Origin of the sequence: Streptomyces flaveus (assembly GCF_014647675.1) — a bacterium.
GTDB lineage: Bacteria > Actinomycetota > Actinomycetes > Streptomycetales > Streptomycetaceae > Streptomyces > Streptomyces flaveus.
Genome location: NZ_BMPQ01000035.1, coordinates 57949 through 73611 on the forward strand (window position 1 = coordinate 57949; position 15663 = coordinate 73611).

Genomic DNA, 15663 nt, shown 5'->3' on the forward strand with positions numbered 1-15663 from the left:
TCGGCCGCCATGTATCCCTTCTCCTACACCAAGGTCTCCAACACCCGTGAGGCCGTCAACGCAGGCCGGAACGGCGGCCGTTACATCGCCGGGGGCACCACGCTGGTCGACCTGATGCGCGAGACCGTCGAACACCCCGAGACGCTGGTCGACATCAGCGACCTGCCGCTGCGCGAAGTCAGGGTCACCGAGCGCGGGGGTTTGCGCATCGGCGCGCTGGTGAGCATGGCCGAAACCGCCGTCCACTCCAAGGTGCGCACTCTGTTTCCCGTCATATCCCAGGCGCTGGAGCTGAGCGCGTCCGCGCAGTTGCGGAACATGGCGACCATCGGCGGCAACATCATGCAGCGCACGAGGTGCACGTACTTCCGTGACGTGAGCGCCGCCTGCAACAAGCGCGAACCCGGCTCGGGGTGCGCCGCGCTGCAGGGCGTCAACCGTACGCACGCCATCCTCGGCACCTCCGACGACTGCGTGGCCACCCATCCCTCCGATGTGGCTGTAGCCTTCGCGGCGCTGGAAGCACAGGTGCATCTGCTGGGCCCGGACGGGGAGCGCCACGTCCCCTTCGCCGACTTCCTGCTGCGACCGGGCAGCACCCCTCAGCGTGAACAGGCCCTGCGCCGGGGCGAGTTGATCACCGCTGTGGAAATTCCGGCCCTTCCGCGTCCGCTGAAGTCGGGCTATCTGAAGGTGCGCGACCGGCAGTCCTACGAGTTCGCGCTGACCTCCGCGGCCGTCGCGCTGCACGTACGCGGCGGGGTGATCCGGAACGCGTACGTGGCCGCCGGAGGCGTGGGCACCGTCCCCTGGAAGCTCCCTGCCGTCGAAGAAGCTCTCGTCGGTGAACGCCCCTCGGACCGGCTGTGGGCCGAGGCCGCCGGCCGCGCCGCCGGCGGAGCCCGGCCACTCCAGCACAACCGCTTCAAGGTCGAGTTGCTCCAGCGCACCGTCGAACGCCAGCTGCGTACCGTAGGAGACAGCAAATGAGCCCCCAGCCGCAGGCAGCCGTCGGCGCACCGCTCTCCCGGGTGGACGGACGGCTGAAGGTGACCGGCCAGGCCAAGTACGCCGCCGAGCACGACATCAAAGGCGCCGTGCACGCCGTGATCGTCGACGCGAGCATCGGGCGCGGCCGTATCACCTCCATCGATGCCGGTGACGCCGAGAAGCACCCGGGTGTGCTGCGGGTGATCCACCACCGCAACGCGCCGAAGCTGCCGTACCGCGACAACCCCGGGTCCAACAATCCTCCGGGGGGCCGGCGGCTGCGGGTGTTCCAGGACGACAAGGTCCTCTTCCACGGCCAGCCGGTCGCCGTCGTGGTGGCCACCACCCTGGAGGCCGCCCAGCACGGCGCGAGTCTGGTCCAGGTCGAGTACGACGCCGAGCAGTCCTCGACGGACCTCGCCGAGGCCGAGCCGGGCGAGCCGACGAACTACGCGCGCGGCGACGCGCAAGCCGGCCTGCGCGACGCTGCCGTGCGCCTGGACCTGACCTACCAGCTGGCGCGCAACCATCACAACCCGATGGAGCCGCACGCCACCCTCGCCCGCTGGGACGGCAACAAGCTCACCGTCTGGGACAAGACCCAGTGGGTGATGGGCACGCACGACGAGCTCGCCGCCGTGTTCGATCTGCCCGCGGACGCGGTGCGGGTCATCAACCCGTTCGTCGGCGGCGGTTTCGGCAGCGGGCTGCGCTGCTGGCCGCACACCACCGTCGCCGCCCTGGCCGCGCGGGAGACGAAGCGCCCGGTCAAGCTGGTGCTCAGCCGCCGGCAGATGTACTTCGGCACCGGCTTCCGGCCGGCGTACGCGTACCGGCTGCGCCTCGGCAGTGACCGGCGCGGCCGGCTGACCGCGGCCATCCACGGCATCGACGCCGAGACCTCCTCGTACGAGACGTTCACCGAGGCCATCATGGGCGCGGGGCAGATGACCTACAGCATGCCCAACGTCAGCCAGGCGTACCGGCAGGTGCCGCTGGATGTGAACACCCCGATCTGGATGCGCGGTCCCGGCTTCGCCACGGCGTCGTTCGCGATCGAGTCGGCCATGGACGAGCTCGCGCACAAGCTCGGCATCGACCCGATCGAGCTGCGGCGGCGCAACGAACCGGACGAGGACGAGTCGAGCAACCTGCCGTTCTCCACCCGTCGGCTGCGCGAGTGCTACACGGTCGGTGCCCGGGAGTTCGGCTGGCACCGGCGTTCGTCCCGGCCGCGTTCGCGGCGCGAGGGCGACTGGCTGATCGGCATGGGCATGGCCGCCAGCGTGTACGACCCCGGGCGTTTTCCCGCGGAGGCCCGGGCCCGTCTGGATGCCGACGGCACCGCTGTGGTCGAGACGGCCACCAGTGACATGGGGCCGGGCACCTACACCTCCCAGACTCAGGTGGCCGCGGATGCGCTGGGGCTGACCATGCGCACGGTGACCTTCCGGCTCGGCGACTCGCTGTATCCGCAGACCGGCCCGCACGGCGGCTCGGCGACCATGGCCAGCGTCGGCTCCGCCGTCGTCGACGCCTGCGACAAGGTGCGGCGTCAGGCGGTCAAGCTGGCCGTCGAGGACCGCGATTCGCCGCTGTACGGGGTGGACGCCGGCGATGTGGTGGTGCGCGGCGGTCGGCTGCATGTGAAGGGCAACCCGGCGCGCGGTGAGACGTACCAACGGCTGCTGGCCCGCAACGACCGCTCCCACCTGGAAGCACGTGGCTCCTACGCCGGGCCGCCGACTCCCGCGCGGCGCTCCTACCACGCCTACGGCGCGGCCTTCGCCGAGGTCGCCGTGGATGCGACGCTCGGTCTTGTGCGGGTGCGGCGGATGCTCGGCGTGTACGACGCGGGGCGGATCATCAGCCCCAAGCTGGCGGACAGTCAGGCGATCGGCGGCATCGTGGGCGGTATCGGCGGGGCTCTGCTCGAGCACACGGTCACCGACCACCGCGACGGCCGGATCGTGAACGCCAACCTCGCCGACTACCTCGTCCCCGTCAACGCCGATGTCCCCGAGGTCAGGGCGATCTACCTGGACGGCGAGGACAACGACGGCAACGAGCTCGGCGTCAAGGGGCTCGGCGAGGTCGTCCAGGTGGGTGTGGCGGCCGCGCTCGCCAACGCGGTCTTCAACGCCACCGGCCGGCGGGTCCGCGAACTGCCCATCACGGCCGAGGCGTTGCTCTGACACCAGCACACCACCGGCCTGTCCGGTAGTCGGCCCCCGTCCGGCTGCCGGACCCACCAGGGTCGCCGCCGCCCATCCACTCCCCGACGGCGCGGCGGCGACCCGCCCCACGCCCCCACGGCGAACCACGGAGAAGGACTCATGCTGAACATCGCGGACACACTGCACCGCTGGTGCCGCGAGGCACGCCCCTTCGCCCTGGCCACCGTCGTCGACGTCACCGGAAGCGCACCCCTGCCGGTCGGTACGTCGGTCGCGGTGGACGAGGACGGCAACGCGGTCGGCAGCATCTCCGGCGGCTGTGTCGAGGGCGCGGTGTACGAGCTGTGCCGGCAGGTGCTGCGCGACCGCGGCGCCCCTCAGCGGGCCTGGTTCGGCTACTCCGACGACGACGCCTTCGCCGTCGGCCTGACCTGCGGCGGCGAACTCGACGTCCTCGTCCAGCGCTTCGATTCCGCCGCGGATCCCCATCTCGCCACCGCCTTGGACGACATCGTCCACGACAGGCCCACCGCCGTGGCGCAGGTCATCGACGGCCCGCACGACCTGGTGGGCCGCATGCTCTGCGTCCTCGCCGACGGCACCGCCTCCTACGGGACCCTGGACGGAGGCCCGACGGACCGCGCGGTGACCGCACAGGCGGGCGCCCTGCTCCGCTCGGGACGTACCGCCCGCGTCGAACTGGGCTCAGACGCCGACACCTGCCCGGACCGGCTGTCCGTCCTCGTCCACGTGGCCGCGCCCCGCCCCCGCATGCTGATCTTCGGCGCCGTCGACTTCGCCGCCGCTCTCAGCCGGGCCGGGGCCTTCCTGGGCTACCGGGTCACCGTGTGCGACGCCCGGCCCGTCTTCGCCACGGCGGCCCGTTTCCCGTACGCGGACGAGGTCGTCGTCGACTGGCCCCACCGCTACCTGGAGAACACGGCCGTGGACACCCGTACCGCCGTATGCGTCCTCACCCACGACGCCAAGTTCGACATCCCCCTGCTGCGGCTGGCCCTCGACCTGCCCGTCGGTTACGTCGGGGCCATGGGATCGCGCCGCACCCACGAACAGCGTCTCCGCCTCCTGCGCGAGGCGGGCATGTCCGACGAGCACATCGCCCGCCTGTGCTCCCCGATCGGCCTCGACCTCGGAGCTCACACGCCTGAGGAGACGGCCGTCTCCATCGCGGCGGAGATCATCGCCTCCGCCAACCTCGGCAGCGGCCTGCCGCTCTCCCAAGGAACAGGCCCGATTCACCGTCCGGTGCCCGCTCCCCTGCCCACTCCGGCCGAAGCCCGGCCCCGCGCTCTCGCGGAGCCGTGACCGACCGCTGTACCCGCCTGCTCGGCGGACCTCCGTAGGTGCGCAGCGCAGGAAGAAGTTCCGTGCCACCCAGAATCCGCCCAATCCGCCCCGGCCACGGGGCCCCATCCTTGGGAGAATGGCTGACATGACTGGCAGCGCAGCCCACCATGAGCTGGGCGAATTCCTGAAGACCCGGCGCGCCGAGCTGACCCCCCGATCCGTCGGGCTGCCCGACTCGGGAGCGCCGCGCCGAGTACCCGGTCTGCGCCGGGAGGAAGTGGCCCTGCTGGCCGCGATCAGTACGGACTACTACACCCGGCTGGAACAGGGACGCATCGACGTGTCCGAGCCCGTGCTGGCGTCCCTCGCCCGCGTGCTGAAGCTCGATGACGACCAGCGGGAGTACGCCTTCCAGCTGGCGGGCAAGGAGACCGGCCGCCTGCGCCGGCCCGAGGTGCAGGTCGTCAACGCGCAGTTGCAGCGACTGCTCGACGACCTCGGCTCCATCCCGGCCATGGTCCTCGGGCGCCAGATGGACGTCCTGGCGTGGAACGAGATGGGCGCCGCCCTGGTCGGGGACTTCGGGCAGATTCCGGAGAAGGACCGCAACTACGCGAAGATGATCTTCTCCGACCGTATGAGGGGGCTCTACGCCGACTGGGAGGGCGCGGCCCTGCTCGCTGTTGCCCAACTGCGCATGGAGGTGGCCCGCGACCCCGACTCCCCGACGCTCGTCGCACTGGTCGAGGAGTTGTCGGAGCGGGACGCGGACTTCCGGCGGTGGTGGGCCGAGCACCACGTGGCGGCCCGACGGGTCGGCGCCAAGACGCTGAACCATCCGGTCGTCGGCGAACTCACCGTCGAATGGGACACCCTCACCTGCAGCACCGACCCCGATCAGCATCTGACCATCTGGACCGCCCCACCCGGCACGCCCACGCAGGAACGGCTGCGTCTTCTCGCGGCCTGGGTGGCTGACGGGCACTCGGTCGCCCCCGGCGCGGTGAGCTGATGAGGGCGTCGCGTACGGGCTTCGACGACATGACCAGAACCAGTTCTTCCGTACCCGGGCAGCCGCGTCGAGCGCATCGGGGTTTGGTGCTCTCGCTGGCCATGACCTTCGTGTTCGGCGTGGCAGCCTGCGGCAGCGATTCGGAAGGGACGGCTTCACCGAGCGCCGCGCCCACGAGTTCCTCGTCGTCCGGGTCGTCCGGGTCGTCCGGCGAGTCGGCCTCCGCTGCGGACTCCTCCTCGCCGAACCCGGACCAGTCGTCGAGCGACGGGACGCCGATCCGCGTCACCATCGGCGGCACGGTGCTCACGGGCCGGCTCTGGGACAACGCCACCGCTCGGGACCTGATCGAAAAGCTCCCGGTCACCGTGGAGTTCAGCGACCACCAGAACATGGAGAAGACGGGGCCGCTGCCCGAGGAGCTTTCCACGGAGGGCATGCCCGAGGGAGAGGACCCTCGCCCGCGGGACATCGGCTACTACGCTCCGGGGGGCGACCTCGTCTTCTACTACGGCGACGTGGGCTACCACGACGGCATCCTGAGGATCGGTCGGTTCGACGGAGACATGGACGCGATCGCTGACCAGGAGGACGGCTTCACCGCGAGGGTCGAGCCGGCCGGCTGACCGTCGGTCCCGGGTGGGCCGAGCAGACCGTGGACCTCATCATGCCGTCCCCTTCCTTCCTCTTCCTTCCTCCGGCGGACGCCCATACCCTGACGCCCCGTCAGATAGTTCGCCAGAGTCAGGGAGGCCTCGGCATGTCACTGCTCGCGGACAGGACCGTGATCGTCTCGGGAGTCGGCGCCGGGCTCGGGCACCAGGTCGCGGCGGCCGTCGTACGGGACGGGGGCAACGCCGTGCTCGGGGCGCGTACGGAGGCGAATCTCGCCAAGGCCGCGGCGGAGATCGACCCCGACGGCACGCACACCGCCCACCGCCCGACCGACATCACCGACGAGGCCCAGTGCGAGGCGCTTGCCGCGCTCGCGGCCGAGCGGTTCGGGCGGCTCGACGCCGTCGTCCATGTCGCCGCCTGGGACAGTTACTTCGGCGGTCTCGCGGACGCGGACTTCGCCACCTGGCAGTCCGTCATCGACGTGAACCTGCTCGGCACGCTGCGGATGACCCGCGCCTGCCTGCCCGCGCTGAAGGAACACGGCGGGTCCGTGGTCTTCATCGGGACGCAGTCGGCCGTCGCCGCCCCCACTCAGGTGCGGCAGATGGCGTACGCGGCCTCGAAGGGCGCCCTGACGAGCGCGATGTACTCCCTGGCAAGGGAGTTGGGCCCGCATCGCATACGGGTCAACACCGTGCTGCCGGGCTGGATGTGGGGGCCGCCGGTCGAGGCGTACGTCCAGTTCTCGGCGCATACGGAGGGCGTACCGGAGGCAGAAGTACGGGAGCGCCTCACGAGCCGCATGGCCCTGCCCGAGCTGGCCACCGACGGGGACGTGGCAGATGCCGCCGTGTTCCTGGCGTCCGATCGGGCTCGCGCCATCACCGGGCAGTCCTTGCTGGTGAACGCGGGGGAATTGATGCGTTAGGCCGCACGACCGGCCTCCGCACAGCCGGTCATGGATGTGAATCCAGGTCATCAAGCAGAACTTTTTTGCTTCCTCTTGACCTGCCGGGCAGTTGTCGCCGCATACCCGCCGAACCCACGATGAGCGGGCACTTCGCGGCCGCTTTGGCCTGCGCCGGTGAAGTGCCGTGCACGTCACTGCAGTTCAGCGCAGTTCACAAGGCGGATCGCGGGAGGGTGCATATGAACGGTCTCGACTGGACCGTGCTGATCGGCTACTTCGGTGTGATGGTCGCGATCGGCGTCTGGTCCCACAAACGCGTCGACAACGTCAGCGACTTCTTCACCGCAGGCGGCAAGATGCCGTGGTGGCTGTCCGGCATCTCGCACCACATGTCCGGCTACAGCGCGGTGATGTTCACGGGCTACGCGGCCATCGCCTATACGTACGGCGTCACTTCCTACGTCACCTGGTCCTTCCCCATCGCCATCGGTATCGCGATCGGCGCGAAACTCTTCGCACCCCGGCTCAACCGCGTGCGCGCACGGCTGCACGTGTCCTCCCCGCTGGAGTATCTGAAGAACCGTTACAACCTGCCCACCCAGCAGGCTCTCGCCTGGTCCGGCGTACTGCTGAAGATCGTGGACGTCGGCGCCAAGTGGGCGGCGATCGCAACCCTGTTGTCGGTGTTCACCGGGGTCTCGCTCAACACGGGCATCCTCATCACCGGTGCGGTGACGGCCGTCTACTGCACGGTCGGCGGTCTGTGGGCGGACGCGCTGACCGAACTCGGGCAGTTCATCATCCAGTTCGTCGCCGGTATCGCGATGCTGATCGCCGTCATGGTCGAGTTGAGCGGCTTCAGCACGCTGTGGAGCGTGTGGGACGAGCCCGCGCTCGACGGGCACGCCGAGCCGCTGGCCGGGCCGTACATGATGGTCTTCCTGATCGCGTACCTGTTCATCAAGACCTTCGAGTACAACGGCGGCATGTGGAACCAGGCCCAGCGCTACATGGCCACGGACTCCCCGAAGTCCGCGACGCGTTCGGCCGCCCTGTCCGCCGCTCTGTGGCTGATCTGGCCGCTGGTGCTGTTCTTCCCGATGTGGGTCGCGCCGCTGATCATCCAGACGGACGTGCCGGCGGACTCGTACGCCCTGATGGCTGAACAGCTGCTGCCGCACGGCCTGTTGGGCCTGGTGATCGTGGGCTTCTTCTCGCACACGATGGCGATGTGTTCGTCGGACGCCAACGCGATCGCCGCCGTCGTCACGCGCGACATCATGCCCGCGGTCTCGCGGAAGGTACGCCAGTGGGACACCCGGACCGGGCTGCTGGCCGCGCGCTGGGCCACGCTGCTGTTCCTCGGTCTGTCGATGGCCATCGCGACGCAGGTCAACTCCGACTTCTTCGGCGACATCATCACGGTCGTCATCAGGTGGGTCGCAGGGCTCATGGGCCCGATCGCGATCCCGCTGATGCTCGGCCTGCTGCCGTGGTTCCGCAAGAGCGGGCCGACGGCCGCGCTGATCAGCTGGGGCGTCGGACTGGTGACGTTCTGGCTGGTCAACTACCCCATCCACTGGAACGTCGACGGCGGCGTCCCGCTCCAGTACCAGGTCTCGGTCCCGCTCGCCGTCTCGCTCGTCCTCTACATCCTCATCGGGTACGTGAAGCCGGAGGACACCCCGGAGCGGGACGCGGTCCTCGCGAAGATCAACAACGATGACGACGGCCCGGGTTCGGCGGCTGCGGCGATCCCGACTCCGGCGGGGGCGGCGGACGGCGTGGTGGGGGCGCCGGTCAAGGACTGACCTTCGTACGTACGGCAGTCGGGGCGTCCGCTCGTGTACGGGCGGACGCCCCGCGCCACCACCTCAGGCCCGCGGATACCGGGCCAGCCACCCCGGCGACGACTCGGCCGGTCCGTGCAGTGCGGGCCCCTGGGTCATCTCCATCGCGAAGTCGTCGGCGAGGACGAGCATCGTGGGGCGGCCCTCCAGTTCGGCGAGCCAGGCCGGCGGGAGGGCCGTCTCGCCGTGCAGGGCGCCGAGGAGGGCGCCGGTGAGCGCTCCGGCGGCGCCCGAGGGGCCGCCGTGGTTCACCGAGAGGCACAGCCCGTGCCGGGTGTCCTCGCCGACCAGCGCGCAGTACACGGCGACCGACAGCAGCCCCTCGGCCGTGCCCTCCCCGGCCAGCTCGTCGATCCGGGCCGGCGTGGGCATGCCCTGCCGTACGGCACCCAGCGCGTACTGCAGGGCGTCGGTCACCGGCTGCTGCCCCGGCCAGTCGGCGAGCACCTGGAGCGAGCGCTGCACGGCGGCGTCGAGGCTCTCGCCGCGGGCGAGTCCGTGCACGATCAGGGCGTACGCGCCCGCCGACAGGTAGGCGGTGGGGTGACCGTGGGTCTGGGCCGCGCACTCGACGGCGAGCTGCATCACCAGTTGCGGCTCCCAGCCGACGAGCAGCCCGAAGGGCGCGGAACGGGCCGCGGCCTCGGGGCCCATCTCCTTCTGGTTCTTGGGTGCGTCCAGGGTGCCCATCATGTCGTCGGCGAAGCCGATCAGGCAGGCGCGGGCGGGGTCGCGGCGTGCGTACAGCCACTCCTCGCGGGCCAGCCAGCCGTCCTCCTTTCGGCGCTCGTCGGGACCCCAGTCGTGCTGCGTGGCGGCCCATCTGAGGTACGCGCGGTGCAGATCGGTCGGCGGGTGCCAGGCGCCCGTGTCCCGGCGGACCTGGGCGCGGATGAGGCCGTCGAGACTGAAGAGGGTGAGCTGGGTCAGATGCGTGACGGTGCCGCGTCTGCCATAGCCGAAGGGCAGGTCGACGACCCCCTCCGCGCCGTACGCCTCGCGGATCTCCTCCATCGAGAGCTCCCCGACCGGCGAGCCCAGCGCATCACCGAGGGCCGCGCCCAGCAGGGTGCCCCGCACCCGACTGCGGAAGTCCTGCTGCTCGACCCGCCCCCAGACGGCACCGGACGTCGCACCCACCGAAGCCTCCTGAAGATCCCATTCCGCACGGCTACCGTCCCGTACGGCTGACAGCTCAGCACTGTAATCGAACGGGAACAGTCGGTTGAGGGCCGGAACGGTTTGCGAATTCTGGGCGGGAACATGCGGTGGTGCGAGGTGCGCGTAACTCCGGAATCGGGCAGTGCGCCGTACGACTACTCAACCACCCAAACCGTCGTCCCCGTCGTGCCGAAGTCCCAGATCGCGTCCCCGTCCGCCGCACGGGTGCGGATTCCGCCCGTTTCGACCTCGGTTGCGGGCGGCGGCGACGAGCCGTCCTCCGCGTTGGAGAAGGCGATCGAGACGCCGGAGCGGGTGGCGAAGTAGACGACGTTCTCGATGGCCACCCCGTCGTAGCCGGTCGCGGAGGCATTGCGGAACGTGACCGTGTAGGTGCCCGGCAGTGGGCTCACCGATCCCGGCCACACCGTGAACGTACGGCGGGCGTCCTTGCCGGAGTCGACCAGCCACACCCGGCGCTGCTCCAGGGAGTAGACGATGCGCCGCCCCGTACCCGAGCCGTCCGGTACCGCCACCGGTGCGGACGGGCTCGGCGAGGCGGAGGGGCTCGCGGACGCCGTCGGCTTCGGCTGCGCCGCCTGTTCGGCGCGTACGGCCAGGGCGGCGACCACCACGACGGCGCCGAGGGTCAGCGCCGTGATCCAGACCCACGGGGACAGCCGTCGTCGGGGCTGCCTTCGTCCGATGGGCACGGGCACGCACCTCCTCCCCCTGCTCGGTGGGACAGCTCAGTCCACGTCTCAGTCCAGTACCGGCAGCAGCTCCGGCAGATGCCCGTCCGAAGCCGACGCCGCCCGCTGCCGTTCCTCCGGGACCTCCCCGTACAGCGTCGTGCGCGGGCGCGCCGGACGGCCCGCCGCCTCCGCCACCGCGATCAGGTCCTTGATGGACTTGTACGAGCCGTAACTGGAGCCCGCCATACGGGAGATGGTCTCCTCCATGAGGGTGCCGCCGAGATCGTTGGCGCCGGAGCGGAGCATCTCGGCCGCGCCCTCCGTGCCCAGCTTCACCCAGCTGGTCTGGATGTTGGGGATGTGGGGGTGCAGCAACAACCTCGCCATCGCCACCACCGCGCGGTTGTCGCGCATGGTCGGGCCGGGGCGCGCGATGCCCGCCAGGTACACGGGCGCGTTGGTGTGGATGAACGGCAACGTCACGAACTCCGTGAAACCGCCCGTCTGTTGCTGGATCCGCGACAGCGTCCGGAAGTGGCCGAGCCAGTGGCGGGGCTGGTCCACATGCCCGTACATCATCGTGGACGAGGAGCGGATGCCCAGCTCGTGCGCGGTCGTCACGACCTCGATCCAGGTCGCCGTGGGCAGCTTGCCCTTGGTGAGGACCCAGCGGACCTCGTCGTCGAGGATCTCGGCGGCCGTGCCGGGGATGGAGCCGAGGCCGGCCTCCTTGGCGGCGGTCAGCCATTCGCGGATCGACATCCCGGTGCGCGTCGCGCCGTTGACGACCTCCATGGGGGAGAAGGCGTGTACGTGCATGCCGGGGACGCGTTCCTTCACGGCGCGCGCGATGTCGAAGTAGGCGGTGCCGGGCAGGTCGGGGTGGATACCGCCCTGCATGCAGACCTCGACTGCCCCTACTTCCCAGGCCTGTTGGGCGCGGTCTGCTACCTGGTCCATCGAGAGGGTGTACGCGTCGGCGTCCGTGCGGCGCTGGGCGAAGGCGCAGAAACGGCAGCCGGTGTAGCAGACGTTGGTGAAGTTGATGTTCCTCGTCACGATGTACGTGACGTCGTCGCCGACCGCCGATTTGCGGACGTCGTCCGCGATCCGGGTGAGGGCGTCCAGCGCCGGGCCGTCGGCGTGCAGCAGGGCCAGCGCCTCGTCATCGGTCAGGCGCGTCGGGTCGTCGGCCGCTGTCGCGAGCGCCGCCCGCACATCGGTGTCGATCCGCGACGGCACCATCCCGGGCGCCGCCGCCTCCCGCAGCGCCTCCCAGTCGCCGTACACCTCGTCGAAGTCGTTCCGGCGGTCGCCCGTACGCCCCTCGGTGTCGATGGTGCGGTGCAGGTCGGTGCGGCCGGAGGAGGTGAACGCCTCGTCCGGCTCCTGCCACGGGTGGCCCTCGACGACGGCGTCGGGGTTCGCCAGGCCGGTCTCCGGGTCGGCAAGGGCCCATACGTGCGGCAGCAGCCGCGGGTCCAGCCAGGGCTCGCCGCGCTGCACGAACTCCGGGTACACACACAGCCGTTCACGCAGCTCGAAGCCCGCCTGCCGGGACTGCTCGGCGAGTTGGTCGATCTGCGGCCAGGGCCGCTCGGGGTTGACGTGGTCGATGGTGAGCGGTGAGACGCCGCCCCAGTCGTCGATACCGGCGCCGATGAGCCGCCCGTACTCGGAGTCCACGAGATTGGGCGGCGCCTGGAGACAGGCGGAAGGACCCATGATGTGCCGCGCGACGGCCACCGTGGCGACGAGATCGTCCAGTTCGGCGTCCGGCATCCCGCGCATCGCCGTGTCCGGCTTGGCGCGGAAGTTCTGGATGATCAGCTCCTGGATGCCGTGGTAGGCCCGCGAGATCTTCCGCAGCGCGAACAGCGACTCGGCGCGTTCCTCGTACGTCTCCCCGATCCCGATCAGCAGCCCGCTGGTGAACGGCACGGACGACCGCCCCGCATCCTCCAGCACCCGCAGCCGCACCGCCGGTTCCTTGTCGGGCGAGCCGTAGTGCGGGCCGCCCGGCTCGGACCACAGCCGAGTGGCGGTGGTCTCCAGCATCATGCCCATGCTGGGCGCGACGGGCTTGAGCCGCTGGAAGTCGGTCCACGACATGACACCGGGGTTGAGGTGTGGCAGCAGCCCCGTCTCCTCCAGGATGCGGATCGAAATGGCCCGTACGTACGCGATGGTGTCGTCGTAGCCGTGCGCGTCCAGCCACTCCCGCGCCTCGGGCCACCGCTCCTCGGGCTTGTCGCCGAGGGTGATCAGGGCTTCCTTGCACCCCAGTTCGGCCCCGCGCCGCGCGATGTCGAGCACCTCGTCCGGCGACATGAACATCCCGTGCCCGGCCCGCCGCAGCTTGCCGGGAACGGTGACGAAGGTGCAGTAGTGGCACTTGTCGCGGCACAACCGGGTCAGCGGAACGAACACGCTCTTCGAGTACGTGATGACCCCGGCCCGCCCCGCTTCCGCCAGCCCCGCGTCCCGAACCCGCGCGGCGGAGGCGACAAGGTCATCGAGATCCTCCCCCCGGGCCTGAAGCAGCACGCCCGCCTCACCGACATCGAGCGCGACACCGTCACGGGCGCGTTTGAGGGCGCGTCGCATGGCGTTCGCGGTGGGACGGTCTCCGGACTGCTGCTCAGGCTGCGGATCAGTCATGAATCGAGCATACGAGCGTGCGCAACCATTCGGTTTCCGGGAGGTTCCAAGGTCATCCGGCAGATTGCCGCCCCGGCCGGTCCGGCGACACGCACCGACCCAGCGCACCGCGCCCCCACGCAACGCTCCCGCACGCCGACCGCTGCGCGAAACGTGCCGATTCCCTTCCCTTGTACGGGAGTTCACGGGTGAATACGAGGGTGGTACGTGTCACCCCCGCAGCACCCGGGCCACACCCGAACCGTCACACCCGACACTTTGGGAGCAGCAGCATGTGCGAGGACGACCACGGCATCGCAAGACGCGCCCTGTTCGTGACGGGAGCCGCCGCCGCGCTTACGTTGGGAAGCGTGAGTTTCCCGAGCGAGGCTGCCGACGCCGCAGCGGGCCACGAGACGAGGACGGTGCGCGGCACCCTGCCCACCGGCTCCCCCGACTTCGTGTACCTGCCCGTCGAAGTCCCGGACGGCGTACGGGAGATCAAGGTCGCGTACACGTACGAGAAGCCCTCCGTCCCGGCCGGCACCGCGGGCAACGCGCTCGACATCGGCATCTTCGACCAGCGCGGCACGGAACTGGGCGGCAAGGGCTTCCGCGGCTGGTCGGGCGGAGCGCGCACGGAGTTCTTCATCCGCGCCGACGACGCCACGCCCGGCTACATCCCCGGCCCGGTCCGCGAGGGCACCTGGTACATCGCGCTCGGCCCCTACACCGTGGCCCCGCAGGGACTCCCGTACGAGATCACCATCACGCTCACCTACGGCGAACCCGGCGCCGCCGTGAAGCCGAAGTACCCGCCCACGCGTGCCAAGGGCCGCGGTCGCGCCTGGTATCGCGGCGACTGCCACCTGCACTCCTGGTACTCCGACGGCCGCCGCACCCCCGCCGAGATCGCGGCCCTCGCCCGCGAGGCCGGCCTGGACTTCATCAACACCTCCGAGCACAACACCCATGCCGCGCACGCCCATTGGGCCGACGAGGCGGGCGACGACCTGCTGGTCCTGCTGGGCGAGGAGGTCACGACGCGTAACGGCCATGTCGTCGCGCTCGGCACGGATCCCGGCACGTTCATCGACTGGCGCTACCGCGCCCGCGACAACCGTTTCGGCAAGTACGCCCGCGAGATCCGCCGCTCCGGAGGCCTGGTCGTCCCCGCCCACCCGCACGCCACCTGCATCGGCTGCAACTGGAAGTTCGGCTTCGGCGAGGCGGACGTGGTCGAGGTGTGGAACGGCCCGTACGGGCCCGACGACGAGGTCTCCCTGGCCGACTGGGACGGCATGCTGGTGGCCTCGGTCCGCGAGGGCCGCGGCTGGATCCCGGCGATGGGCAACAGCGACGCCCACCGCCACCCCGACCCCGTCGGCACCCCCCAGACGGTCGTCCTCGCCGACGACCTCACCCGCGAGTCCATCCAGGAGGGCCTGAAGGCAGGCCGCTCCTACATCGCCGAGTCCAAGTCGGTGTCGCTCGACTTCACCGCGTACGGCCCCAAGGGCGAACACGCGGGAATCGGCGGCCGTTTGAAGGTGGACCGCGACGACCCGGTCACGGTCCGCCTGGAGGTCACGGGCGCCCCCCGCTGCACGGCCCGCTTCGTCACGGACCAGGGCGTCCTGCACACGAGCCCCGTCCTGCCGGTCTCGGGCTCCGGCACGGTCGAGTGGCGTACGACGGCTCAGTACGCAGCGTACGTACGGGCGGAACTGCGGCACGAGGCGGCGGTGGCACCGCTGCCGGGGGCACTGGCGGCGTTCACGAACCCGATCTTCTTGGGGCGGTAAGGGCCCGCCTGAGAGACTCCTCGGGTCACCGACGAGAAGGACCAGGGCCTCATGTCGCGCTTCCACGATCTCAAGTTCCGCGCCGTCACGACGCTCCAGCGGTGGGTCGCCAACCCGCTGTCCAGACGGCTGCCCTTTCAGACCCTCCTCGAGACCACAGGGCGAAAGTCGGGGCAGCCGCGCCGAACCCCGCTCGGCGGAAGCCGGGTCGGGGACGAGTTCTGGATCGTCTCCGAGTACGGCGAGAAGTCGCAGTACGTACGGAACATCCAGGCAAACCCGAGAGTCCGGGTCCGCATCAAGGGCCGCTGGCACCACGGCACGGCCCACCTGCTGCCCGAGGACGACGCGCGTGCCCGCCTCAGGTCCCTGCCACGGATGAACAGCGCAGCAGTACGGGCGGTCGGCACGAACCTGCTGACCGTGCGGGTGGATCTGGAGGACTGAGGCGCGTTCAGAGATCTCCCCCCAGAGGGTGTTTCGCGAAAATGTGACAC

Annotated in this window: 12 protein-coding genes; 9 read left to right on the forward strand and 3 right to left on the reverse strand. The window is 70.4% G+C overall.

Features of this window, described 5'->3' with window-relative positions; translation table 11 throughout:
• Positions 1-9: 9 nt before the first annotated feature.
• From IEZ21_RS39920 to IEZ21_RS39950, 7 genes are all read left to right on the forward strand, one after another.
• Positions 10-990: an FAD binding domain-containing protein gene (locus IEZ21_RS39920; RefSeq protein ID WP_189326719.1), complete on the forward strand. Its 981-nt coding sequence runs from the start codon at positions 10-12 to the stop codon at positions 988-990.
• Entirely contained in the window at positions 987-3185 is a 2199-nt protein-coding gene (locus IEZ21_RS39925; RefSeq protein ID WP_189326720.1) for a xanthine dehydrogenase family protein molybdopterin-binding subunit, read from the forward strand. Before IEZ21_RS39920 ends, IEZ21_RS39925 begins: the two co-directional genes overlap by 4 nt.
• A gap of 141 nt (positions 3186-3326) precedes the next feature.
• Complete coding sequence (locus IEZ21_RS39930) at positions 3327-4493, forward strand: XdhC family protein (protein ID WP_189326721.1); 1167 nt, start codon at positions 3327-3329, stop codon at positions 4491-4493.
• Positions 4494-4620: 127 nt separating this feature from the next.
• Entirely contained in the window at positions 4621-5487 is an 867-nt protein-coding gene (locus IEZ21_RS39935; RefSeq protein ID WP_189326722.1) for a helix-turn-helix domain-containing protein, read from the forward strand.
• A 101-nt stretch (positions 5488-5588) separates the two neighbouring features.
• Complete coding sequence (locus IEZ21_RS39940) at positions 5589-6113, forward strand: cyclophilin-like fold protein (RefSeq protein ID WP_189326723.1); 525 nt, start codon at positions 5589-5591, stop codon at positions 6111-6113.
• 134 nt (positions 6114-6247) lie between these two features.
• On the forward strand, positions 6248-7033 hold the full coding sequence (locus IEZ21_RS39945; RefSeq protein ID WP_189326724.1) for an SDR family oxidoreductase: 786 nt from the start codon (positions 6248-6250) through the stop codon (positions 7031-7033).
• A gap of 221 nt (positions 7034-7254) precedes the next feature.
• Positions 7255-8826: a sodium:solute symporter family protein gene (locus tag IEZ21_RS39950; RefSeq protein WP_033322008.1), complete on the forward strand. Its 1572-nt coding sequence runs from the start codon at positions 7255-7257 to the stop codon at positions 8824-8826.
• Between the two features lie 63 nt (positions 8827-8889).
• Here the strand turns inward: IEZ21_RS39950 and IEZ21_RS39955 are convergent, their stop codons facing one another.
• From IEZ21_RS39955 to IEZ21_RS39965, 3 genes are all read right to left on the reverse strand, one after another.
• Entirely contained in the window at positions 8890-10005 is a 1116-nt protein-coding gene (locus IEZ21_RS39955; protein ID WP_189326725.1) for an ADP-ribosylglycohydrolase family protein, read from the reverse strand.
• 176 nt (positions 10006-10181) lie between these two features.
• Complete coding sequence (locus IEZ21_RS39960; protein WP_246568666.1) at positions 10182-10739, reverse strand: hypothetical protein; 558 nt, start codon at positions 10737-10739, stop codon at positions 10182-10184.
• 48 nt (positions 10740-10787) lie between these two features.
• Positions 10788-13382 carry a bifunctional FO biosynthesis protein CofGH gene (locus IEZ21_RS39965; RefSeq protein WP_189326726.1) on the reverse strand — a complete coding sequence of 865 codons (2595 nt, stop codon included), beginning with the start codon at positions 13380-13382 and terminating at the stop codon, positions 10788-10790.
• Between the two features lie 272 nt (positions 13383-13654).
• Between IEZ21_RS39965 and IEZ21_RS39970 the strand changes: the two genes are divergently transcribed.
• Together IEZ21_RS39970 and IEZ21_RS39975 are read left to right on the forward strand one after the other, a co-directional pair.
• Positions 13655-15166 carry a CehA/McbA family metallohydrolase gene (locus tag IEZ21_RS39970; RefSeq protein ID WP_189326727.1) on the forward strand — a complete coding sequence of 504 codons (1512 nt, stop codon included), beginning with the start codon at positions 13655-13657 and terminating at the stop codon, positions 15164-15166.
• Positions 15167-15217: 51 nt separating this feature from the next.
• Positions 15218-15613 (forward strand): nitroreductase family deazaflavin-dependent oxidoreductase, encoded by a 396-nt coding sequence (locus IEZ21_RS39975; protein WP_189326728.1) that lies wholly within the window; start codon positions 15218-15220, stop codon positions 15611-15613.
• The last annotated feature ends 50 nt before the right edge of the window (positions 15614-15663 follow it).

Bases quoted from the DNA above. Each gene is read 5' to 3' on its own strand.
- IEZ21_RS39920 (WP_189326719.1), top strand. From the start codon at position 10: ATGTATCCCTTCTCCTACACCAAGGTCTCCAACACCCGTGAGGCCGTC.
- IEZ21_RS39925 (WP_189326720.1), top strand. From the start codon at position 987: ATGAGCCCCCAGCCGCAGGCAGCCGTCGGCGCACCGCTCTCCCGGGTG.
- IEZ21_RS39930 (WP_189326721.1), top strand. From the start codon at position 3,327: ATGCTGAACATCGCGGACACACTGCACCGCTGGTGCCGCGAGGCACGC.
- IEZ21_RS39935 (WP_189326722.1), top strand. From the start codon at position 4,621: ATGACTGGCAGCGCAGCCCACCATGAGCTGGGCGAATTCCTGAAGACC.
- IEZ21_RS39940 (WP_189326723.1), top strand. From the start codon at position 5,589: ATGACCTTCGTGTTCGGCGTGGCAGCCTGCGGCAGCGATTCGGAAGGG.
- IEZ21_RS39945 (WP_189326724.1), top strand. From the start codon at position 6,248: ATGTCACTGCTCGCGGACAGGACCGTGATCGTCTCGGGAGTCGGCGCC.
- IEZ21_RS39950 (WP_033322008.1), top strand. From the start codon at position 7,255: ATGAACGGTCTCGACTGGACCGTGCTGATCGGCTACTTCGGTGTGATG.
- IEZ21_RS39965 (WP_189326726.1), bottom strand. From the start codon at position 13,382: ATGACTGATCCGCAGCCTGAGCAGCAGTCCGGAGACCGTCCCACCGCG.
- IEZ21_RS39970 (WP_189326727.1), top strand. From the start codon at position 13,655: ATGTGCGAGGACGACCACGGCATCGCAAGACGCGCCCTGTTCGTGACG.
- IEZ21_RS39975 (WP_189326728.1), top strand. From the start codon at position 15,218: ATGTCGCGCTTCCACGATCTCAAGTTCCGCGCCGTCACGACGCTCCAG.